This window comes from Paenibacillus cellulosilyticus (genome assembly GCF_003182255.1).
GTDB lineage: Bacteria > Bacillota > Bacilli > Paenibacillales > Paenibacillaceae > Paenibacillus_T > Paenibacillus_T cellulosilyticus.
On sequence record NZ_QGTQ01000039.1, the window covers coordinates 38,591 to 55,599 of the forward strand.

The window sequence follows — 17,009 nt, forward strand, 5'->3', positions numbered from 1 at the left end:
AGCAAAGGAGACTAGTTTCATGCGAATATCGAAGTTGAAAACAAACCGAATCGTAAATCCGCTTGGATTTGACGTAGGACAGCCACGCCTGTCCTATGTTGTTACGGATACGACTGCTGCGAAACAGGCTGCCGCGCAAATCGTAGTCTCAAAGGATGAGACGTTTGAGGAGATCGTGTATGACAGCGGCAAGAGCGATTGCATTGCTAATTTCGCGTTTGAGCTGTCGCTGAAGCTGTCGCCTCGAACTCGATATTACTGGCGAGTGACGGTATGGGCGGATAACGGAGATACGGCAACCAGTGAAGCAGCATGGTTCGAAACTGCTAAGCTGGACGAGCAGTGGAATGCCCAATGGATCACGCCAGCGTTGGATCCAGACATTCACCCTGTCTTGATCAAGGAATTTCATGTTGAACAGGATATTAAGAGCGCCAGGGCTTACGTTTGCGGCTTGGGTTTATATGAGATGGAGCTGAACGGCCGAAAGGCTGGCGACGAATATTTGGCTCCGAACTTCAACGCCTATGACAAGTGGCTTCAATATCAAACCTATGACATTACAGATCTTCTTACCGTCGGAGACAATAAGGTCGAGGTCGCATTGGGCAACGGCTTATATAAAGGCCGGTTTGGGTTCAATGGCGGGGAAGACAATTATTATGGGGACCGTTTCTCCTTGTTATGCGAAATCGTCATCCATTATACGGACGGATCAACCGTGTTTATTGGGACAGACCGGTCCTGGCAATCGAGGAAGAGCGCCATTCTTGCAAGTGGTTTGTATGACGGAGAAGTGCTGGACGGCACTTTCGCAGACGCGAGTCTGTACGAGACTATGCTGGCGGAAGTCGGTTATAGCAGGCTTAAAGCTCGACTCAGCTTGCCGGTCGTTATGAAAGAAAGACGCAAGCCAGTTGAGGTGATCCGTACACCAGCTGGAGAGACGGTGTTGGATTTAGGTCAGAACATGGTGGGATGGATTGAATTCCAGAGTCATGCGCCAAGAGGGGCCGAGATCGTTCTCCAGTATGGAGAGCTGCTGCAGGATGGCAATTTCTATCGCGATAATTTGCGCACTGCTCTGGCCGAGTTTCGTTACATTTCTGACGGCAGCCATGCGGTAGTCAGGCCGCGATTTACTTTTTTCGGTTTCCGATATGTGAAAGTATCAGGATGGCACGGAGATGCGAAGGTTGACGATTTCACAGGCTGCGTTCTTTACTCGGATATGGAAACGACCGGACATATTGAGACGAGCCATTCATTGGTGAACCGTTTATTCACGAATGCGATGTGGGGGCAGAAAGGTAATTTCCTCGACGTACCAACAGATTGTCCGCAGCGAGATGAACGTATGGGATGGACCGGCGATGCGCAAGTATTCGCAAGTACAGCCAGCTATAACATGGATACCTATGCGTTCTTCGCCAAATACAGCTATGACTTGTGGCAGGAACAAGCCGCTGCGAATGGCTGTGTTCCGATGGTGGTGCCGAGCTTTAACTTGCATGAAGGCGGTTCCAGTGCATGGGGCGATGCTGCGACAGTCATTCCATGGACCGTCTATGTGCAGTATGGAGATAAAGCGATTCTCAAGCAGCAGCTGGATAGCATGAAAGCATGGGTTGATTACATCAAACGCGCCGATGATGAATCAGGCGGCAAGCGCTTGTGGACGGTCGGCTTCCACTTCGGAGACTGGCTGGCTCTCGATGGAGATGATCCCAATGCACCAATGGGCGGCACGGATCGGGCCTTTATTGCTTCCTCCTATTACTGCTACTCCTCGGCACTGGTGGCGAAGGCTGCCAGAGCACTGGGGCAGGATGCGATGGCTGAGCAATATGATCGCCTCTCGAACGAGATCAAGACAGCGATCCGGAATGAATATTTTACCAACACAGGACGTCTTGCCCTTCAGACTCAAACCGCTTACGTGCTGGCGCTGTTTATGGATCTAGTGCCCGATACGTATAGGGACAGAATCGCTTCCGATCTGAGGGAACGGCTGAAAAGAGATAATAATCATTTGAAAACAGGCTTTGTCGGGACGCCGTACTTATGCCGCGTGTTATCGGATAATGGCTGCAATGATTTGGCTTATACGCTGCTGTTGAACAAGGACTATCCAAGCTGGCTGTACGCAGTGACGATGGGAGCGACGACGATCTGGGAGCGATGGAACTCTGTTCTTCCAGATGGACGGATTAGCGGCACGGATATGAATTCGTTAAATCATTATGCATATGGTTCGATCGCGGAATGGATGTATAGAACGATGGCCGGCATTAACCCTGTTGAAAGCAAGCCTGGCTTCCAAGAAGCAAGGCTTGCACCAAAGCCAGACTACAGGCTCAAATACGTAAAAGCGTATCTGGAGTCGGCAGTCGGACGCTATGAGAGCGAGTGGGAGTTACAGGAGGACGGAAAGCTTACGTTTCGCTTCTTAATCCCGTTCCATGCAACGGCGACCATCGAACTGCCGGATGCTTTGTTGAATTCTATAACGATGAATGGGATGGAGCTATCTGAAGCAGGCTTCCGCGCGACGCAGCAAGGTGAGACGGTGCATGTTGATGTTAACAGCGGTACTTATGTGTTCGAATATATGCCTGCCGTTTCTTATATCAAGTATTACAACGTGGATATGCCGATTAAGGACCTGATGAAACAGGAGGAGACGCATTCGGCTCTATCGGAATATCTTCCTCAACTGCTTCAATTACCAAGCATGCTGACACAGGAATCGCTCAAGGCGCATCTTCACAAGCCGTTCCTGAAGCTGACGGTCGAAGCGCTGGATGAAATAGATGCTAAGCTGAACAAAATCAGAATTCATGTCGAGCAAGGATAACGATTCAAAAGTTAGGATAGGACATATAGAACAGGAGTGAGTGCAATGGAAATGGTGTTTCCGAAGGACTTTATCGTGGGATCAGCAACGGCAGCCTATCAGGTCGAAGGCAACAATACGAATAGTGATTTTTGGGCGGAAGAACAGGCAGAAGGCTCTCCCTACACGGACAAATCGGGTGACGCGATCGATCATTATCGCCTGTATCGCCAAGATATTGCCCTAATGGCCAGCTTGGGTCTCCAAGCTTATCGATTCTCAATTGAATGGGCCAGAGTAGAGCCTGCCCCAGGACAATACTCGGAGTCCGCAATTGCCCACTACAAAGATGTTCTCCTTGCTTGTTATGAATATGGCTTAACGCCTGTCGTAGCTATGCATCATTTCTCGTCGCCGCAATGGCTGATGAGGAAGGGCGGCTGGGGCAGCGAGGACACGCCGGATCGGTTCGCTAATTATTGTAAGTTTGTGTTCCAAAGACTGGGCGGCTTGATCCCTTATGCGCTGACGTTTAATGAAGTGAATCTTCCTGTTATGCTTCGCGAGGTGTTCAGTAACATTGGCTTGATTCCACCTGTTGGCATCGCAGGAGAAGCATGGGCAGCCCCCAAATGGAGGGAATCCGCTGCAGCATTATGCGGAACGAAGGTGGATCAATATATTACATTCCACATGATCTCGGATGAGAAGAAAATTCAGCTTCTCATTGAGGCGCATCGTCTTGCTAGACAAAAGATCAAACAGCTAAGCCCTGATACGCAGGTCGGGCTGTCGATGGCTTTATCGGACATTCAATCCGTCCCTGGCGGTGAAGAGGCGGCCGCTGCCAAGTGGCAGCAGTATTTCGAGCAATATTTGCCAGCGTTAGAAGGAGATGACTTCTTCGGGCTTCAGAATTATACACGCGAAGTGTATGGACCCGTAGGACGGTTAATGCCTGCGGCGGATGCCGAGCTGACCCAAATGAAATATGAGTATGTGCCAGAAGCATTGGGACAGGTTATCCAAAAAGTTAATAAGTCGATCAAGCTTCCGATCATTGTAACGGAGCACGGCGTTGCGACTCATAATGATGAGCGGCGCGTTGCTTTTATTCGTCGGGGTTTGCAAGGTGTACATGCCTGCATTCAGCAGGGCATAGATGTGAGAGGCTACTTGCATTGGACGACCTTTGATAATTTCGAATGGAATGCCGGATATTCCATGACATTCGGGCTGATCGCAGTAGATCGACAGACGCAAGAGCGAAATGCCAAAGAAAGTGCACGTTATTTGGGCCAGTTCGCATCTACCAAAATATTGAAGGTTGAATAGTCTTCCTATCCGGCAGCGTTATACGCGTGGCGTTAAGAAGGGAATGAACGGAATGTATCAGTTAAGCGTGTATGATTTAACCTGCGAATATAGAACGAACCCGCTAGGTTTAGATGTTCTCAAACCAAGATTGAGCTGGAAGCTTCGGTCAGACCGCAATAACACGATGCAGCAAGCTTACCGCGTACAGGTCGCACTAGATAGCACGTTCCAGCATCTGCAATGGGATACGGGTGAGGTCCAATCCGAGCAATCGCTCCATGTCGAATATGAGGGCTGCAGCCTGGCGCAGCAGACTCGTTATTATTACCGGGTGAGGATTCACGATTCCTATGGAATAAAATCCGAATGGAGCGAGACGTCCTGGTGGGAGACCGGGCTGCTTGGTCAGAACGATTGGAAGGGCCAATGGATAACACCTGCGGCACATGAGCTTGATCCGAGCCTGGAATCGATCTTCCTCCTGCGTAGAAGCTTCTCTGTCCATAAGAAAATCGTATCCGCACGAGCGTATGCTTCTGCCCTTGGGCTGTATGAGTTATCTCTTAATGGCAATCGAGTTGGCGATGAACTGCTTACGCCTGGTTGGACGAGTTATTCGCATCGCATTCAATATCAGACCTATGATGTAACCGGGCACCTGCAAGAAGGGACGAACGGAATAGGCTTTATGCTGGCTGACGGTTGGTACAAAGGCGGCATGGGAGACAACAAGTTTCGGTATGGTGATCGCCGTGCTGCATGGCTGCAGCTGTGGATCGCTTATGAGGATGGCACGGAGGATTGGATCGTTACCGATTCCAGCTGGCGGGCAGAGACCGGGCCGATCGTGTACAGCAATATCTATCATGGAGAAAAGTACGACGCACGCGTAGAGCGCGAAGGCTGGAGCACAGGGACGTATGATGATCAGGCGTGGAAATCAATCGAAATTGTGAAAGGGCCAACGGATAAACTGATCGCGCAGGAGAATGAGCCCGTTCGAATGACGGAGGAAATTCAGCCTAGCGCCGTTATCCATACGCCAAATGGCGATACCGTACTGGATATGGGTCAAAATATGGTCGGCCGCATCCGGATGACGGTAACAGCGCCTGCGGGCACTCGCATCGTGTTGAAGCATGCCGAAGTACTCGATCGAGATGGCAATATTTACTTCGGCAATTTGAAGGAAGCCAAACAAGAGATCGAATACTTCGCCAAAGGGGATGGGGTTGAGGTATACGCCCCGAAGTTTACATTCCAGGGCTTCCGGTATGTAAGAGTAGAGGGATATCCGATGTCGGAAGATGGCCTTCCGATTAATAACTTCGTCGGCGAAGTATTGCATACCGACATGAAACGTACGGGCTTCTTTACTTGCTCGGATGCAAGGGTCAACAAGCTGCAGCAAAATATCGTATGGGGGCAGCGCGGCAACTTCATCGACGTTCCAACTGATTGTCCACAGCGAAACGAGCGGCTGGGCTGGACGGCTGATGCTCAAGTGTTCGCGGCAACCGCTTTGTTCAATTATCAAGGCGGAGTGATGTTTACGAAGTATATGCGTGATCTGAAGGCGGAGCAGCAGCCGGATGGAGGCGTTCCGTTTGTTATCCCGAACGTAATGAATGGCCACTCCGCGGCAGGCTGGGGAGATGCGGCTGTCATTATTCCATGGACGCTATACCAGTATTATGGGGACACGCGATTATTGGAAGAACAATATGCAAGCATGAAGGCATGGGTGGAGTATATCCGAGCACAAGGCGATAACGAGTATGCTTGGAATACGGGCTTCCAATTCGGGGATTGGCTGGCGCTCGACGCCAAAGAGAATAGTTATGTCGGGGCAACGCCACGAGATCTCGTAGCGACAGCATATTATGCCTACTCTACGCGGTTGCTGCGCAATGCAGCTGCGATTCTTGGCAAACAAGAAGATGCTGAAGCGTATGGCAGACTGTTAGTGGATATAACCGCATATTTTCAAGGCGAGTTTGTCACGCCGTTTGGCCGTATGGCTTCACCTACGCAGACGGCCCATGTGCTGGCGCTTATTTTTGATCTCGTCGAAGGTCCAATCCGCAAGCGTATTGCCCGAGACTTGAATGAGCTGATCGTCGAGAATGATTACCATCTCACGACGGGATTCGTCGGTACGCCTTACCTGTGCTTCGCGTTATCCAACAATGGCTATCACGAGACGGCTATTCGGCTGCTGCAGCAGGAGAGTTACCCGGGATGGCTGTACGCGATTACCAAAGGCGCGACGACGATTTGGGAGCACTGGGACAGCATCAAGCCAGATGGCTCGTTCTGGGATGACAATATGAATTCCTTTAATCACTATGCTTACGGATCGATCGGCGATTGGCTCTACCGTAAAGTAGCTGGCCTTGATATGGATGAAACGGCACCGGCCTATAAGCGCATTCGTATTCGTCCAGCACTGGGCATGAGAGGACTTCGCTTCGCAAGTGCATCCTTCGAATCGATGTACGGTGAAATACATTCGGGCTGGCGGATGTCTAACGGGCAGATTGAAATTGTCGTACGTATACCAGTCAATACGCGAGCTGAAGTGCTGCTGCCTTCTGCATCGTCTGCTGATATTCGGGTGAATGGTCATGAATTGCACGGATTCGCAGATGTTACCCTTCTTGAGGATACGGAGAATGGTGTATTCGTATCGATCGGGTCGGGCGAATATAGGTTCACTTATACGAACGAACAGCTGTTCAAGGTTAATTTCTCAGAGAACAGCCTCATTCGTGAGCTGCTGGCTTATGAAGAAGACAAGCTGCTGCTGCTGAAGCATCTGCCCGAGATTGAACGGCCGCCGCTGAAATTTTATGTCCGGAATTTAAGCTTAAAAGGGCTTATGAAAGAGCAGGAAGGGATTACGCAGGAACGTGCGAATAGGCTGCTTCAAGAGCTGAATCGGTTTATCAACTAGAGCGAATAACGCTCTCATGTTCTCTTCAATTGATTGTATAAGCTTCTACGACGGTATAACCATTCTGTTTTGTTGAGAAACTTTAACAGGAGCTTATTGATTGCATCTGATATGATGATGCAAGGATATGGGCCGCCACTCCTCATGGCGGTCTTTTTTTTGATTAGGGGGACGAATCGATGATGAACTGGTTTCGATATCCTTGGATGGGGAGAAACTCGATCGGAATGAAGCTTGCGCTAGGCGGGTTGCTAATCATAGGACCGCTTATTTCGCTTCTGTACTACTACAACTTCTATGCGGCCAGTGTCGTGCATAACCAGGTGTCCATCTCTAATCGGAATATGATCTCGCTTTATATGCAGGAGATCGATACAGGATTGGATACGGTTGATCAATACCTGATCGGATTGGCTGCTTCGAATTATAATGTGCAAATCCTGGATAAGCCCCGCTCGGAGGACGATTACGTACTGGCGAAGCTCTGGCTCAGCAACCAGCTATCGACGGACCTTCTGATGTACAAGACGATGGCCAATTCCATGTTCGTCTATTCGCCGGAAAGGCAAGAAATCGTGGATGCCATTGTTGGGGTCGATACGGGCGAATACGATCGGGTAGCCGAATATATCAAGGGCGTGCTTTTCACGAATAAGGAAAAACTAAGCAGCAGTTGGTTTACTAAGACTATTGAAAGCGACCATTATTTGTTTCGAGTCCTGCAATCAGGCGATGTTTGGGTAGGTGCATGGGTTAACTTAAGCACGCTGCAAAGTCCATTGGCTTATGTTGATCTGGGGGATGATGGTGCATCGTTGTTCCTGGATGATCAGCAACGCCCGCTAACTGACATCCCATATTGGAATTCCCATCAGATTTCAATATCAGGCGGTGACCAGAATGAAATTGCTGATGGGCAAAGCGACAACTATCTTGTTGTAAGCAAGCATTCGGTCAAAGGTGATTTCAGCCTCGCCGCTGTTATTCCGACTGCTACCGTCCTTCAGAACCTGCCTTACTTGAATCGGATCGTCATTCTGATCTCCATAGTAGGTGTTGTGCTTCTTCCATTGTTCTTCCTGTTTATACGCAAGGTCGTTCTAGTGCCACTTAATCGAATCGTAACAGCGATGAAGCGTATTGGTGACGGTAATGTTCATACACGTATTGACCCTATTCGAACCTCGGATGAATTCATAATCGTCCATCAAGTGTTTAATCGAATGATGGAGCAAATCGAAGAGTTGAAAATCAATGTTTATGAAGAGCAATTGGACAAGCAGAAAGCGGAGCTTCAACACTTACAACTCCAGATTAACCCGCATTTTTTCATGAATACGTTAAATTTGATCTACAGTCTGGCTCTGGATAAGGACTATGAGCTCATCAAAGAAATGACGATGCGGCTCGTTCATTATTTCCGTTACATGTTCCGCAGCAATCTGACCTTTGTTCCATTAAGAGAAGAGATCGAGCATGTACGCAATTATATAGGGATTCATGAGCTTCGCTATCAACAGAAACTCATTAGCCGGATTCATGCCGACGATCAACTCATGAAAATTCCTGTTCCACCGTTGATTATTCAGTCGTTTGTGGAGAATACGCTGAAGCATGGCTATCCTGACGGGGATACAGTACCTGTGATAGAGGTCAGCATCGAGCTTCTCGAGGAAGAGCATCATGCATGTTTAGCCATTACGGTTAAAGACGAAGGGCGAGGATTCAGAAGTGATGTGCTTCAGCTCCTGAATGCCGGGGGACGCATTGTTGATGAACAGGGCGAGCATATCGGGGTCTGGAATATATGGCACCGTCTTCGTCTCCTATATGAGGGCAAAGCAGCTGTGACGTTTCGAAATGGCGAGCCCAACGGGGCAATCGTGCAGATCAGCCTTCCGTTATATGAAGAAACGAAAGGAGAGTTATCGGTATGAAGCAGCTATTGATCGTGGATGATGAGCCGCTAGCTATTAGAGGCATCGTCAATGCCGTGAACTGGGAGTCGATTGGCATTACGAATGTGTTAACCGCAGTAAACGCTGGACAAGCGAAGCAGCTATTCGGCGATCACGACATTGACATCATGCTTTGCGACATTGAGATGCCGCAGGAGAGCGGCATTGACCTGCTGGCATGGGTGAGGGAGCATTCCCCTGAGACGGCGTCGATTTTTCTCACTTGCCATGCCGATTTCTCGTTTGCGCAGAAGGCGATCCAGCTGGGCAGCTTGGATTATCTATTAAAACCAATCCCCCCGCAGGAGCTGGAAGCTGTAATACGGAAGGCGGTTAACCATATAACGGCCGAGCATGCGATCAAGCTGCATAGCGAGTCTTGGGTGAAGCATCATCCGCTGTTCATCGAGCGATTTTGGTTGGATATTGTGAATCGCGCCATCCCGTCTAATCCAATATCTATCCAAGCGGCTGCTAGGGAACGGAACATTGAGCTTCCCATAGATATGAAGGTGATGCCGATTCTGATTCATGTAAGACGCTGGCATAAGTCATTAAGTCTTCGGGATGAGAAAATATTGGAGTATGCCCTTATGAATACGTTGCAGGAGATGGTTCAAGGCGTTGGCCGAAGCGCCGGGGTCGTTCCGGTTGAGCGTGGGAGGCTGCTCGCGATTCTTACTGAGCTTACGATGGATGCACCTGCAACGCTAAATCTAATGAAAACTTATATAGATAGCTGCCAGAAGTTCTTTTATTGCGATATTTCATGCTACATGAGCGAGGAGATCGTATCTTTACACGAGCTGCCTGAACAGAAGCGGCGCTTGGAGGAGCTGCAGCGAGATCACGTGACAAGCGATAATGAGGTGCTCCTGCTTCAGAGAAAAACTGCGGCCGTATCCTCGTCAATCGCTAGACCCAATATGAAGCGGTGGCGGATTCATTTTGAAGAAGGTAATCGTCTCAAACTGCTTCAAGAGGTTAACGAACATCTTAACGCGCTTCGTTCCACACCAGGCGTGTCTTCCGAGGCGCTTCATCAATTCGTGCAGGATACGCTGCAGATCGCCTATTCTGTCCTTTACGATAAAGGGATTCAAGCTCATCAGCTGTTTCAAGATCGCAGCTCACTCGAGCTGCTGGAGCGGGCAACAATATCATTGACGGATCTGAGGCTGTGGATGGAGCATCTTATTGACAAAGCGCTCGGATACGCTGCTGATCTAGAAGCGTCTGGAACGATTGTCGACAAGGTCAAAGCTTTCATATCGAAGAACATGAAGGAGGATTTGAATCGGGAGAGCATCGCTGCATCCTTCTTCCTCCATCCTGATTATCTGAATCGTATATTTAAGAAAGAGATGAGTCTATCGATGACGGAATTTCTTCATCAAGAACGTATGAACGCTGCGATGGAGCTCTTGACGGAGACCGAACAGCCGATCACGGTCATTGCTTCGAATATCGGATACGCGAACTTATCCCATTTTGCAAGGAATTTCCGGAAGCATACGGGCTATAACCCAAATGAATATCGCCAGAAGTCCGTTAGGGAAAGCCAGACTTAGGTCGAAATTAGGTTGTCAGCAAGTCGAGATTCGAGCAGTGGTGGTTATGAAAACGCTGTAGACTAAAAACAAGCTTAACCACTACAAGTCTTGGGGGTAACGTATGAAACGCTTAAAGAAAGCATCATGTTATTCATTACTAGCAGCGATAGCCTTATTGACCGCATGTAGTTCGAATCAGACAGATAATACGAATACGTCCGGAAATTCTTCCAACGGTGACACAAGCTCCGCTGAAACGTATGAGGTTGTATTGGGATTCCCGATATTGAGCAACGTACCTAACGATCTGGCAGCCGTAGAGGCGGAGATAAGCAAAATTACGAAAGCGAAAATTAACGCTACAGTTAAATTTGCAGCTGTGCCGATTGGACAATGGACACAGCAATCGAATCTCATGCTGACCGGCGGAGAAAAGCTGGATCTAATGCTGACAGATTTCGCTACTTACGGAGGCATGGTGGCGAGAAAGCAGCTTTTGCCGCTAGACGACTTGATTGAGAAATACGGTCAAGGTATCCAGGAATCATTAGGAGAAAAGCTGGAGTCGGCCCGTATTGATGGGAATATTTATGCAACCCCTGTCAACCAACTGCCGTTAGGCGGCTCTGCCATTTATATGCGCAAAGATGTACTGGATAAAGCAGGTATTGAAGCAAGCTCCATTACGTCGACGGACGATCTGGACAAGCTGTTCCAAACCATTCATGAGAAAAATCCGGATTTGACTGTTATTGCGCCGACGCCTACAGGCACAATGCCAATGACCTCACTCATTCAGAGTCTTGGTACGATTGATACGCTGACTGATGGGCTTGGCGTACTCGATACCTCGAACAGCAGCATGCAGGTCGTGGATCTGTATGAGACAGAAGCCTATGCTAATGCACTTAAAAAAATGAGAAGCTGGTACGAAGCAGGGTTCATTCCAAAGGATGCCGTCAATACCAAAGTAAACAACACGGATTTGCTCAAATCCGGAAAGGCATTCTCGTTATATGATTCCGATGGCCCAAGCAGAGAAAAAATCAGTTCCGCAAACGTAGGTATGGAAATGGTAAAGGTGTCGCTGCAGCAGCCTCTGTTAAGAACGCAAGATGTGTTGGGATTGGACTGGGCGATTCCTGCTAAGAACTCCAAAAATCCGGATAAAGCGTTGGAATTCCTGAATTTGATGTATACAGATAAAGATATCTTGAACTTAATTAACTTCGGGATCGAAGGCAAACATTATACCAAGAACAGCGATAATACTATCACGCGTGTTGCGAACAGCGGTTATGAGCTGCATCAGTCATTCATGTTCGGCGATGTATCTCTTACGTATCTGGAAGCAGGAGAAGATGTCGGCACTCGCGATGCGGCAGCATTCCAAACGATAGCTTCACCTGCGCTAGGATTCACGCCTAATCTGGATGCGGTGAAGTCTGAGGTTGCTGCTGTGAAAAATGTGACAGCCCAATACGTTGCAGCGTTGGAGACTGGCAGCGTGGATCCGGATAAAGTTCTTCCGGTGTTCATCGACAAGCTGAAAGCAGCTGGTATGGATAAAATCGTCGCAGAGAAGCAAAAGCAGCTCGATGCTTGGCTTGCATCTAAAAAATAGTCGATTGGAATAGTACGGTCGGTGACATTTCAAGATACAGCAAGCACAATCATGCAATGCCAACAAGCCCGCGCCGAATAAGGTGCGGGCTTGTTGGCATTTACTTTTACTTAACTTCAACAGGTTCTTAAGGCTTCAGGAAAGTAATCGTCAATCATAGAAGATCTTGATCTCGTTCCATGATATCTTTCACGTGGCTAGGCCATTTCGAGTTGGCCGGACAATATTTTTTCGCGACTTTCTCGATGGTCGTATAGCCTTTCTCTATGTATTTGCTCGCGATCAGTTCTCCGAATTTGAGTACGCAATCGGCTTTCGTTTTGAAGCTGAGACCTTTGTTGTACGCGTCGCCGCTTGTAGCGTTGAGACCGAACAAATTGTTCTTTTTTCTTGCCAGCTTGCTGCTGCCGTTCCCGCTTTCCAGCTTCATGACCGCGATCGTAAAAAACGCATTGATGCCATACTCGTCTTCGATTTGTAGAATCGCTTCCTCCAAGCCTTGGTCTTCCAAATCTGTCCCTTTCAAAATAGTCGCGATATGCTCAGCGGTCAGGCCGGAGATTGATTCGACTTTGGACGTCGGTTCGTTTACCTTTGTCTCGACCGATAGCGTCTTGACCTTGACTTCCTTAGCGGATAACGTCTTGACTTCCTTATCGGCCTTCTGCAGCGGAGCTGCTGTAATCTCTTCCGTCTTGATTGGCTTGGCGTACCCGCCATGCACGAATCCCCCGTCCTTTAATTGAAGCCAACCGTTCTCGGTCACAGATGACACTTCTAGAACCGTCCCTTTTTCCACGACGTTAATGATATCGGATTTGTTGTGCGCGGATACCCGGACGTTAAGATAATCAGCCGTCGTTTCGTATGTAAGAACTACCGGCGGAGGTGTGATTTCTTGATTCGTTTTGGCTGCAGGAGCTTGCTCCGGTACTTTAATCTCTGGCTTATCTATTGGATTGGCTGCGGCGGGAGTCGCCTTCTCTAGAACAGGAGGAACTTGCGGAGGACTCAGCGGTAATTGAACGGCAGCGGACAGCGGCAGCGAGAACAACGGTTCGGATTGCGTCAATTGCTTCGTTTCTACAAGCGGAGTAGCGGCCTGCGGGGCGGCTATGGCGAAAGGATTCGAGAAGGCTCCAAAATATAAACCGACGGTAAACGCAACGATAACGGTTATGGAATACGTAATTAGTGATTGACGATTTTCTTTTCGCATGAATATCCACTCCTATTTCGTAATGGGTATGATGCGGATCGTAATAATTCAAATGATCCCAACGTTCAATTAGACAGGGAAAGGATGACATCATCACGACTGTATTTGTGAAACTTGAGCTAGACAAGTTAAACAGATTGTAACGAATGACCGGCGAAAACCCTGTCAAACGATCGGAAACCCCCAGCTTGTAAATTTGTCGGATTCAAACAAAAAAACCGTACTTGGCACGGTTTTGAACGATTTTTATTGACTATGAGAAAATCTTAACTTGTTCGAGACGTAGAGGAGATAGCTAACGAGGCGATCCTGGCCTCATCGATTGTGGCTAATGAAGCTAACGAACCAGGCAGATGCTATTTGGTCTGGATGGAGTGTTGTGCTGCTCCAACGAATCTGATTATCGCTATTGGCTGCCAAATGCTCGGATGTGGTTGTAAACTAATAAGTTGTCTGGGATTCGTAAGTGGATGGGAATCCGGTGGCATTTGTGTAATAAAGCTCTTTGGATTCGTTAGAGTGCTAGGTTTTAGATGTTAATTTAGCTCTTATGAATGATCGACTCATTTATCCTAGAAATTACGTGGCAACGCTAGAAGATAAGCTCTTCGTATGATCATATAGAGTCTATTTGTGTTAAAGATTAAGTAAATCTATTATGCCTCATTCGGATGGTAGGGATCTGACATTAAAATCAATTAGTAACAATACGTTAGAAAAAGAAGTAACAATATAGGTTGCGGATGATGGAGGAGTGGTAATTACTAAAATGCTTGATTGGAGAATTCAAATCTTTAAATATTTATAACAAATAGTTATTATTTTAAGGAGGCAGGAACTTTACTTATCATCATAATCACGAATTGGGCTATTCGGCCCTAGGATTTGCAAGGGGCATGCTGGGATTACGTGCTGTATGACAAACCGTCAACTTTGCAATGGACTAAGTCCGTTTAACCCCCCGTTGATGCTGCTTAAACCAATGAGGTTTATTGAAACCAAAGATGATATGTTATTGGAGAAGGATTCAAATATTCACAGAATCTATTTATAAAGTGAGGAAAAAAATGGCTACAAAAAAAGTATTAAAAGAAATATGGCTTGATGATGATATTGATTTTTTCAGAGAATTCTCTCCTACAGGTAAATATTCCTTCTTATTTTCAGGGTATTTGTTTAGAGGAGAACATAGTGAACTATTCAAAAAATTGCTACCTACCTCATTGAGAGAAAACTCTAAGAGTATAAACAACTTATATGGATATGCAGGTATTGATATGAATGATTCACATCCTCAGCATCAATTTGAGTCATTTTATCAAACCGCAGAGCTAAATGTTTTAAAAAACTTTTATGTGAATTCAAATTTCAATGGTCTATTGCTTCCAGATGTTCCACTGTTCAGGAGGTATAGTCTGGATCCAATTATGTCGATTGATATCTTAAGGAATGAAATAGGTGATATATGGCTTCCTAATACAGTACTAGAGATTGCGGCGCTTGCTCAGCACTATGGTTTACCAACCAGAATGATAGATTGGAGTAGAGACATCTACACTTCAATGTATTTTGCAAGTTCTGGCGCTTATATAAAGATGACTCCAAATATATGGTATTGTACGCCTTGAATTATTTTACTATTGAGTTTTTAAAAAATACTGTAGATAGAATTCCTTTACGTTTAGTTATTCCGGAACATCAAAAGAATCCAAACTTAAATAATCAAAGGGGAGTATTAAGTGCATGGGAGTACGAAACTGTATACATTCATGACTTAATGTCCAGGCAGAACGTTTCTTTTCCAATAGTAAGAAAGGAATCATTAGATGTGTTGATTCAGGAATACGTGAATTTAAAAGATATATCATGGGGCAGAGCACATGAGGAGGAACAAGATCCTCTTATTTATAAGTTCTATATCCCAATAAAAAAGTGTACAAGTATTTATGAATATTTGGTAAAAATCGGATGTGGTGCTGATAGAATTTTTTCAGGTTTTGAAGGTGTTAAAAAATTATTGGAAGATAACGTTGCATATAATTTAAGAATGAGAGAATACTCTCGATAATTTAAATCGAGCGAGTAGAACTAACTTGAGGAAGACATCCTTACCCAATAACAATATATACACGTACCGGGTAAATACGTCCCCGATGGCAGGGGATTTCGAAGAAGCTGGAGCAACTTAATTCTACCTTATATGTCTCTAAAAATATTCAACCAAATTTCTAATAACGTCTATATATTCACGTATCCTCACAGACTTGAAATCGGCAGCACTGGCACGGCGGACTTAACCATGCGGGGTTATCTAACTCAACTACTTTGTTATTAGAGTGATAACACTGCTCTAGCTATGTACCTAGAAAGGCTCCGTGCACCCAAAGACAATATACGAAAATATAATTAAGTCGAGGATGATGGTATTCATGTATGGATAATTTTAGTGAATATTATTACGAACATTGTAGTAGGTACTGAATGGATTTTGTGAACAAAAGAGGTTCCCATAAATCAATAGAAGACGTTTTGATTAGTTCGTTTCGAGATTCCATAAACATAAATGAGTTGTACCATGAATGAAATGCTATCGAATACATACAGGGATTATTATTTGAAGAAGGAGCCGAAGATGTCCTCCATTTAGCGAAGACAAAATACAAAATAGGCATTGTCGAATGGAGTTGGAGAAACTCATTGAAAGAGATTAGCTGCAGGGAATATACATAATATTATTGAATCAATTGTTGTATCTGGTGAGGAAGGGTTCAGAAAGCTAAGGAAAGAGATAAATAGATATGTCCAATGTGTGCAGATCTCGGTTGTGGAGCAATTACCGTTTCAATTAAACGAGAAGAAGAAATAATTACATGGACTGATTTTAGATATGAAAATGATAGATCATTGGATATAGGAACTTATAAATTTTAATGGGAGATTATTTGAAGAACATTTCAAGTGCAATTATTAAGGGATAGATTAGAGCTGATTCAAAGAGGGCTCGAACATCACCATATTCACGCATCGGGCCGTCCGGCCCTCGGTCCGGCAGAGGGGTTTCAGGGAAGTGGAAGCAGCCGGACAACCCTGCACTGGCTAAGTCCGTCGGACCCGCGCTAGCGAGCTTAAGCCAGTGAGGGTTCGTGAATACAAAGACGTTATACGCAATGCCGGAATTAATATTTAAGAGAAAGAATTGATATTAAAAAATATAAAAAAGGTGGATTTAATGGATATTACAAGGATATTTTAGAAACATTTATTAACGAAGAAAATCACTAGCGTTGCATAAACACTGATCTACTTTCTGTCTGAAAATTATGATAATGTCTTTTTGATCCGAAACCCAAAAGGTCGAGCGCCTCTTAGAGGTAGCTCTATTCATTTGGTTTAATTATGTAAATATGTTCACATGAGTAAAATGACGGCTGCACTTGTGGATCAGTCGACTGTCGTTTTTCGTCGTCTTCCTAGAGATACCCGACTTGGTTTCTGCTTCATCCGTTGAAGCCACTCGGCATAAGGCTGCCACATTAATTTCGTCAG

General features: G+C 46.2%; 9 protein-coding genes. 8 read left to right on the top strand and 1 reads right to left on the bottom strand.

Annotated elements, in window-relative coordinates; translation table 11 throughout:
- The first annotated feature begins 19 nt into the window (after positions 1-19).
- From DFQ01_RS28335 to DFQ01_RS28360, 6 genes are all read left to right on the top strand, one after another.
- Positions 20-2,857 (top strand): alpha-L-rhamnosidase, encoded by a 2,838-nt coding sequence (locus DFQ01_RS28335; protein WP_110047295.1) that lies wholly within the window; start codon positions 20-22, stop codon positions 2,855-2,857.
- A 45-nt stretch (positions 2,858-2,902) separates the two neighbouring features.
- Positions 2,903-4,171, top strand: a complete 1,269-nt coding sequence (locus DFQ01_RS28340) for a glycoside hydrolase family 1 protein (RefSeq protein ID WP_110047296.1) — start codon at positions 2,903-2,905, stop codon at positions 4,169-4,171.
- Positions 4,172-4,223: 52 nt separating this feature from the next.
- Positions 4,224-7,109, top strand: coding sequence for an alpha-L-rhamnosidase (locus DFQ01_RS28345; protein ID WP_110047297.1), 2,886 nt, complete (start codon positions 4,224-4,226; stop codon positions 7,107-7,109).
- A gap of 179 nt (positions 7,110-7,288) precedes the next feature.
- A complete protein-coding gene (locus DFQ01_RS28350) occupies positions 7,289-9,046 on the top strand; it encodes a sensor histidine kinase (RefSeq protein ID WP_245946915.1) in 1,758 nt (585 codons plus the stop codon).
- Positions 9,043-10,638 (top strand): response regulator, encoded by a 1,596-nt coding sequence (locus tag DFQ01_RS28355; protein ID WP_110047298.1) that lies wholly within the window; start codon positions 9,043-9,045, stop codon positions 10,636-10,638. Before DFQ01_RS28350 ends, DFQ01_RS28355 begins: the two co-directional genes overlap by 4 nt.
- Before the next feature lie 103 nt (positions 10,639-10,741).
- Positions 10,742-12,244: an ABC transporter substrate-binding protein gene (locus DFQ01_RS28360; protein WP_110047299.1), complete on the top strand. Its 1,503-nt coding sequence runs from the start codon at positions 10,742-10,744 to the stop codon at positions 12,242-12,244.
- 154 nt (positions 12,245-12,398) lie between these two features.
- On the opposite strand, the gene DFQ01_RS28365 is transcribed toward DFQ01_RS28360, so the two are convergent.
- On the bottom strand, positions 12,399-13,463 hold the full coding sequence (locus DFQ01_RS28365) for a glucosaminidase domain-containing protein (protein WP_110047300.1): 1,065 nt from the start codon (positions 13,461-13,463) through the stop codon (positions 12,399-12,401).
- A gap of 1,067 nt (positions 13,464-14,530) precedes the next feature.
- On the opposite strand from DFQ01_RS28365, the gene DFQ01_RS28370 reads away from it, so the two are divergent.
- Positions 14,531-15,091, top strand: coding sequence for an FRG domain-containing protein (locus tag DFQ01_RS28370; protein WP_174812637.1), 561 nt, complete (start codon positions 14,531-14,533; stop codon positions 15,089-15,091).
- Positions 15,088-15,531 (top strand): hypothetical protein, encoded by a 444-nt coding sequence (locus tag DFQ01_RS28375; protein WP_146216938.1) that lies wholly within the window; start codon positions 15,088-15,090, stop codon positions 15,529-15,531. The genes DFQ01_RS28370 and DFQ01_RS28375 overlap by 4 nt, the downstream gene beginning before the upstream one ends.
- Positions 15,532-17,009: the final 1,478 nt, after the last annotated feature.

Bases quoted from the DNA above. Each gene is read 5' to 3' on its own strand.
- DFQ01_RS28335 (WP_110047295.1), top strand. From the start codon at position 20: ATGCGAATATCGAAGTTGAAAACAAACCGAATCGTAAATCCGCTTGGA.
- DFQ01_RS28340 (WP_110047296.1), top strand. From the start codon at position 2,903: ATGGAAATGGTGTTTCCGAAGGACTTTATCGTGGGATCAGCAACGGCA.
- DFQ01_RS28345 (WP_110047297.1), top strand. From the start codon at position 4,224: ATGTATCAGTTAAGCGTGTATGATTTAACCTGCGAATATAGAACGAAC.
- DFQ01_RS28350 (WP_245946915.1), top strand. From the start codon at position 7,289: ATGATGAACTGGTTTCGATATCCTTGGATGGGGAGAAACTCGATCGGA.
- DFQ01_RS28355 (WP_110047298.1), top strand. From the start codon at position 9,043: ATGAAGCAGCTATTGATCGTGGATGATGAGCCGCTAGCTATTAGAGGC.
- DFQ01_RS28360 (WP_110047299.1), top strand. From the start codon at position 10,742: ATGAAACGCTTAAAGAAAGCATCATGTTATTCATTACTAGCAGCGATA.
- DFQ01_RS28365 (WP_110047300.1), bottom strand. From the start codon at position 13,463: ATGCGAAAAGAAAATCGTCAATCACTAATTACGTATTCCATAACCGTT.
- DFQ01_RS28370 (WP_174812637.1), top strand. From the start codon at position 14,531: ATGGCTACAAAAAAAGTATTAAAAGAAATATGGCTTGATGATGATATT.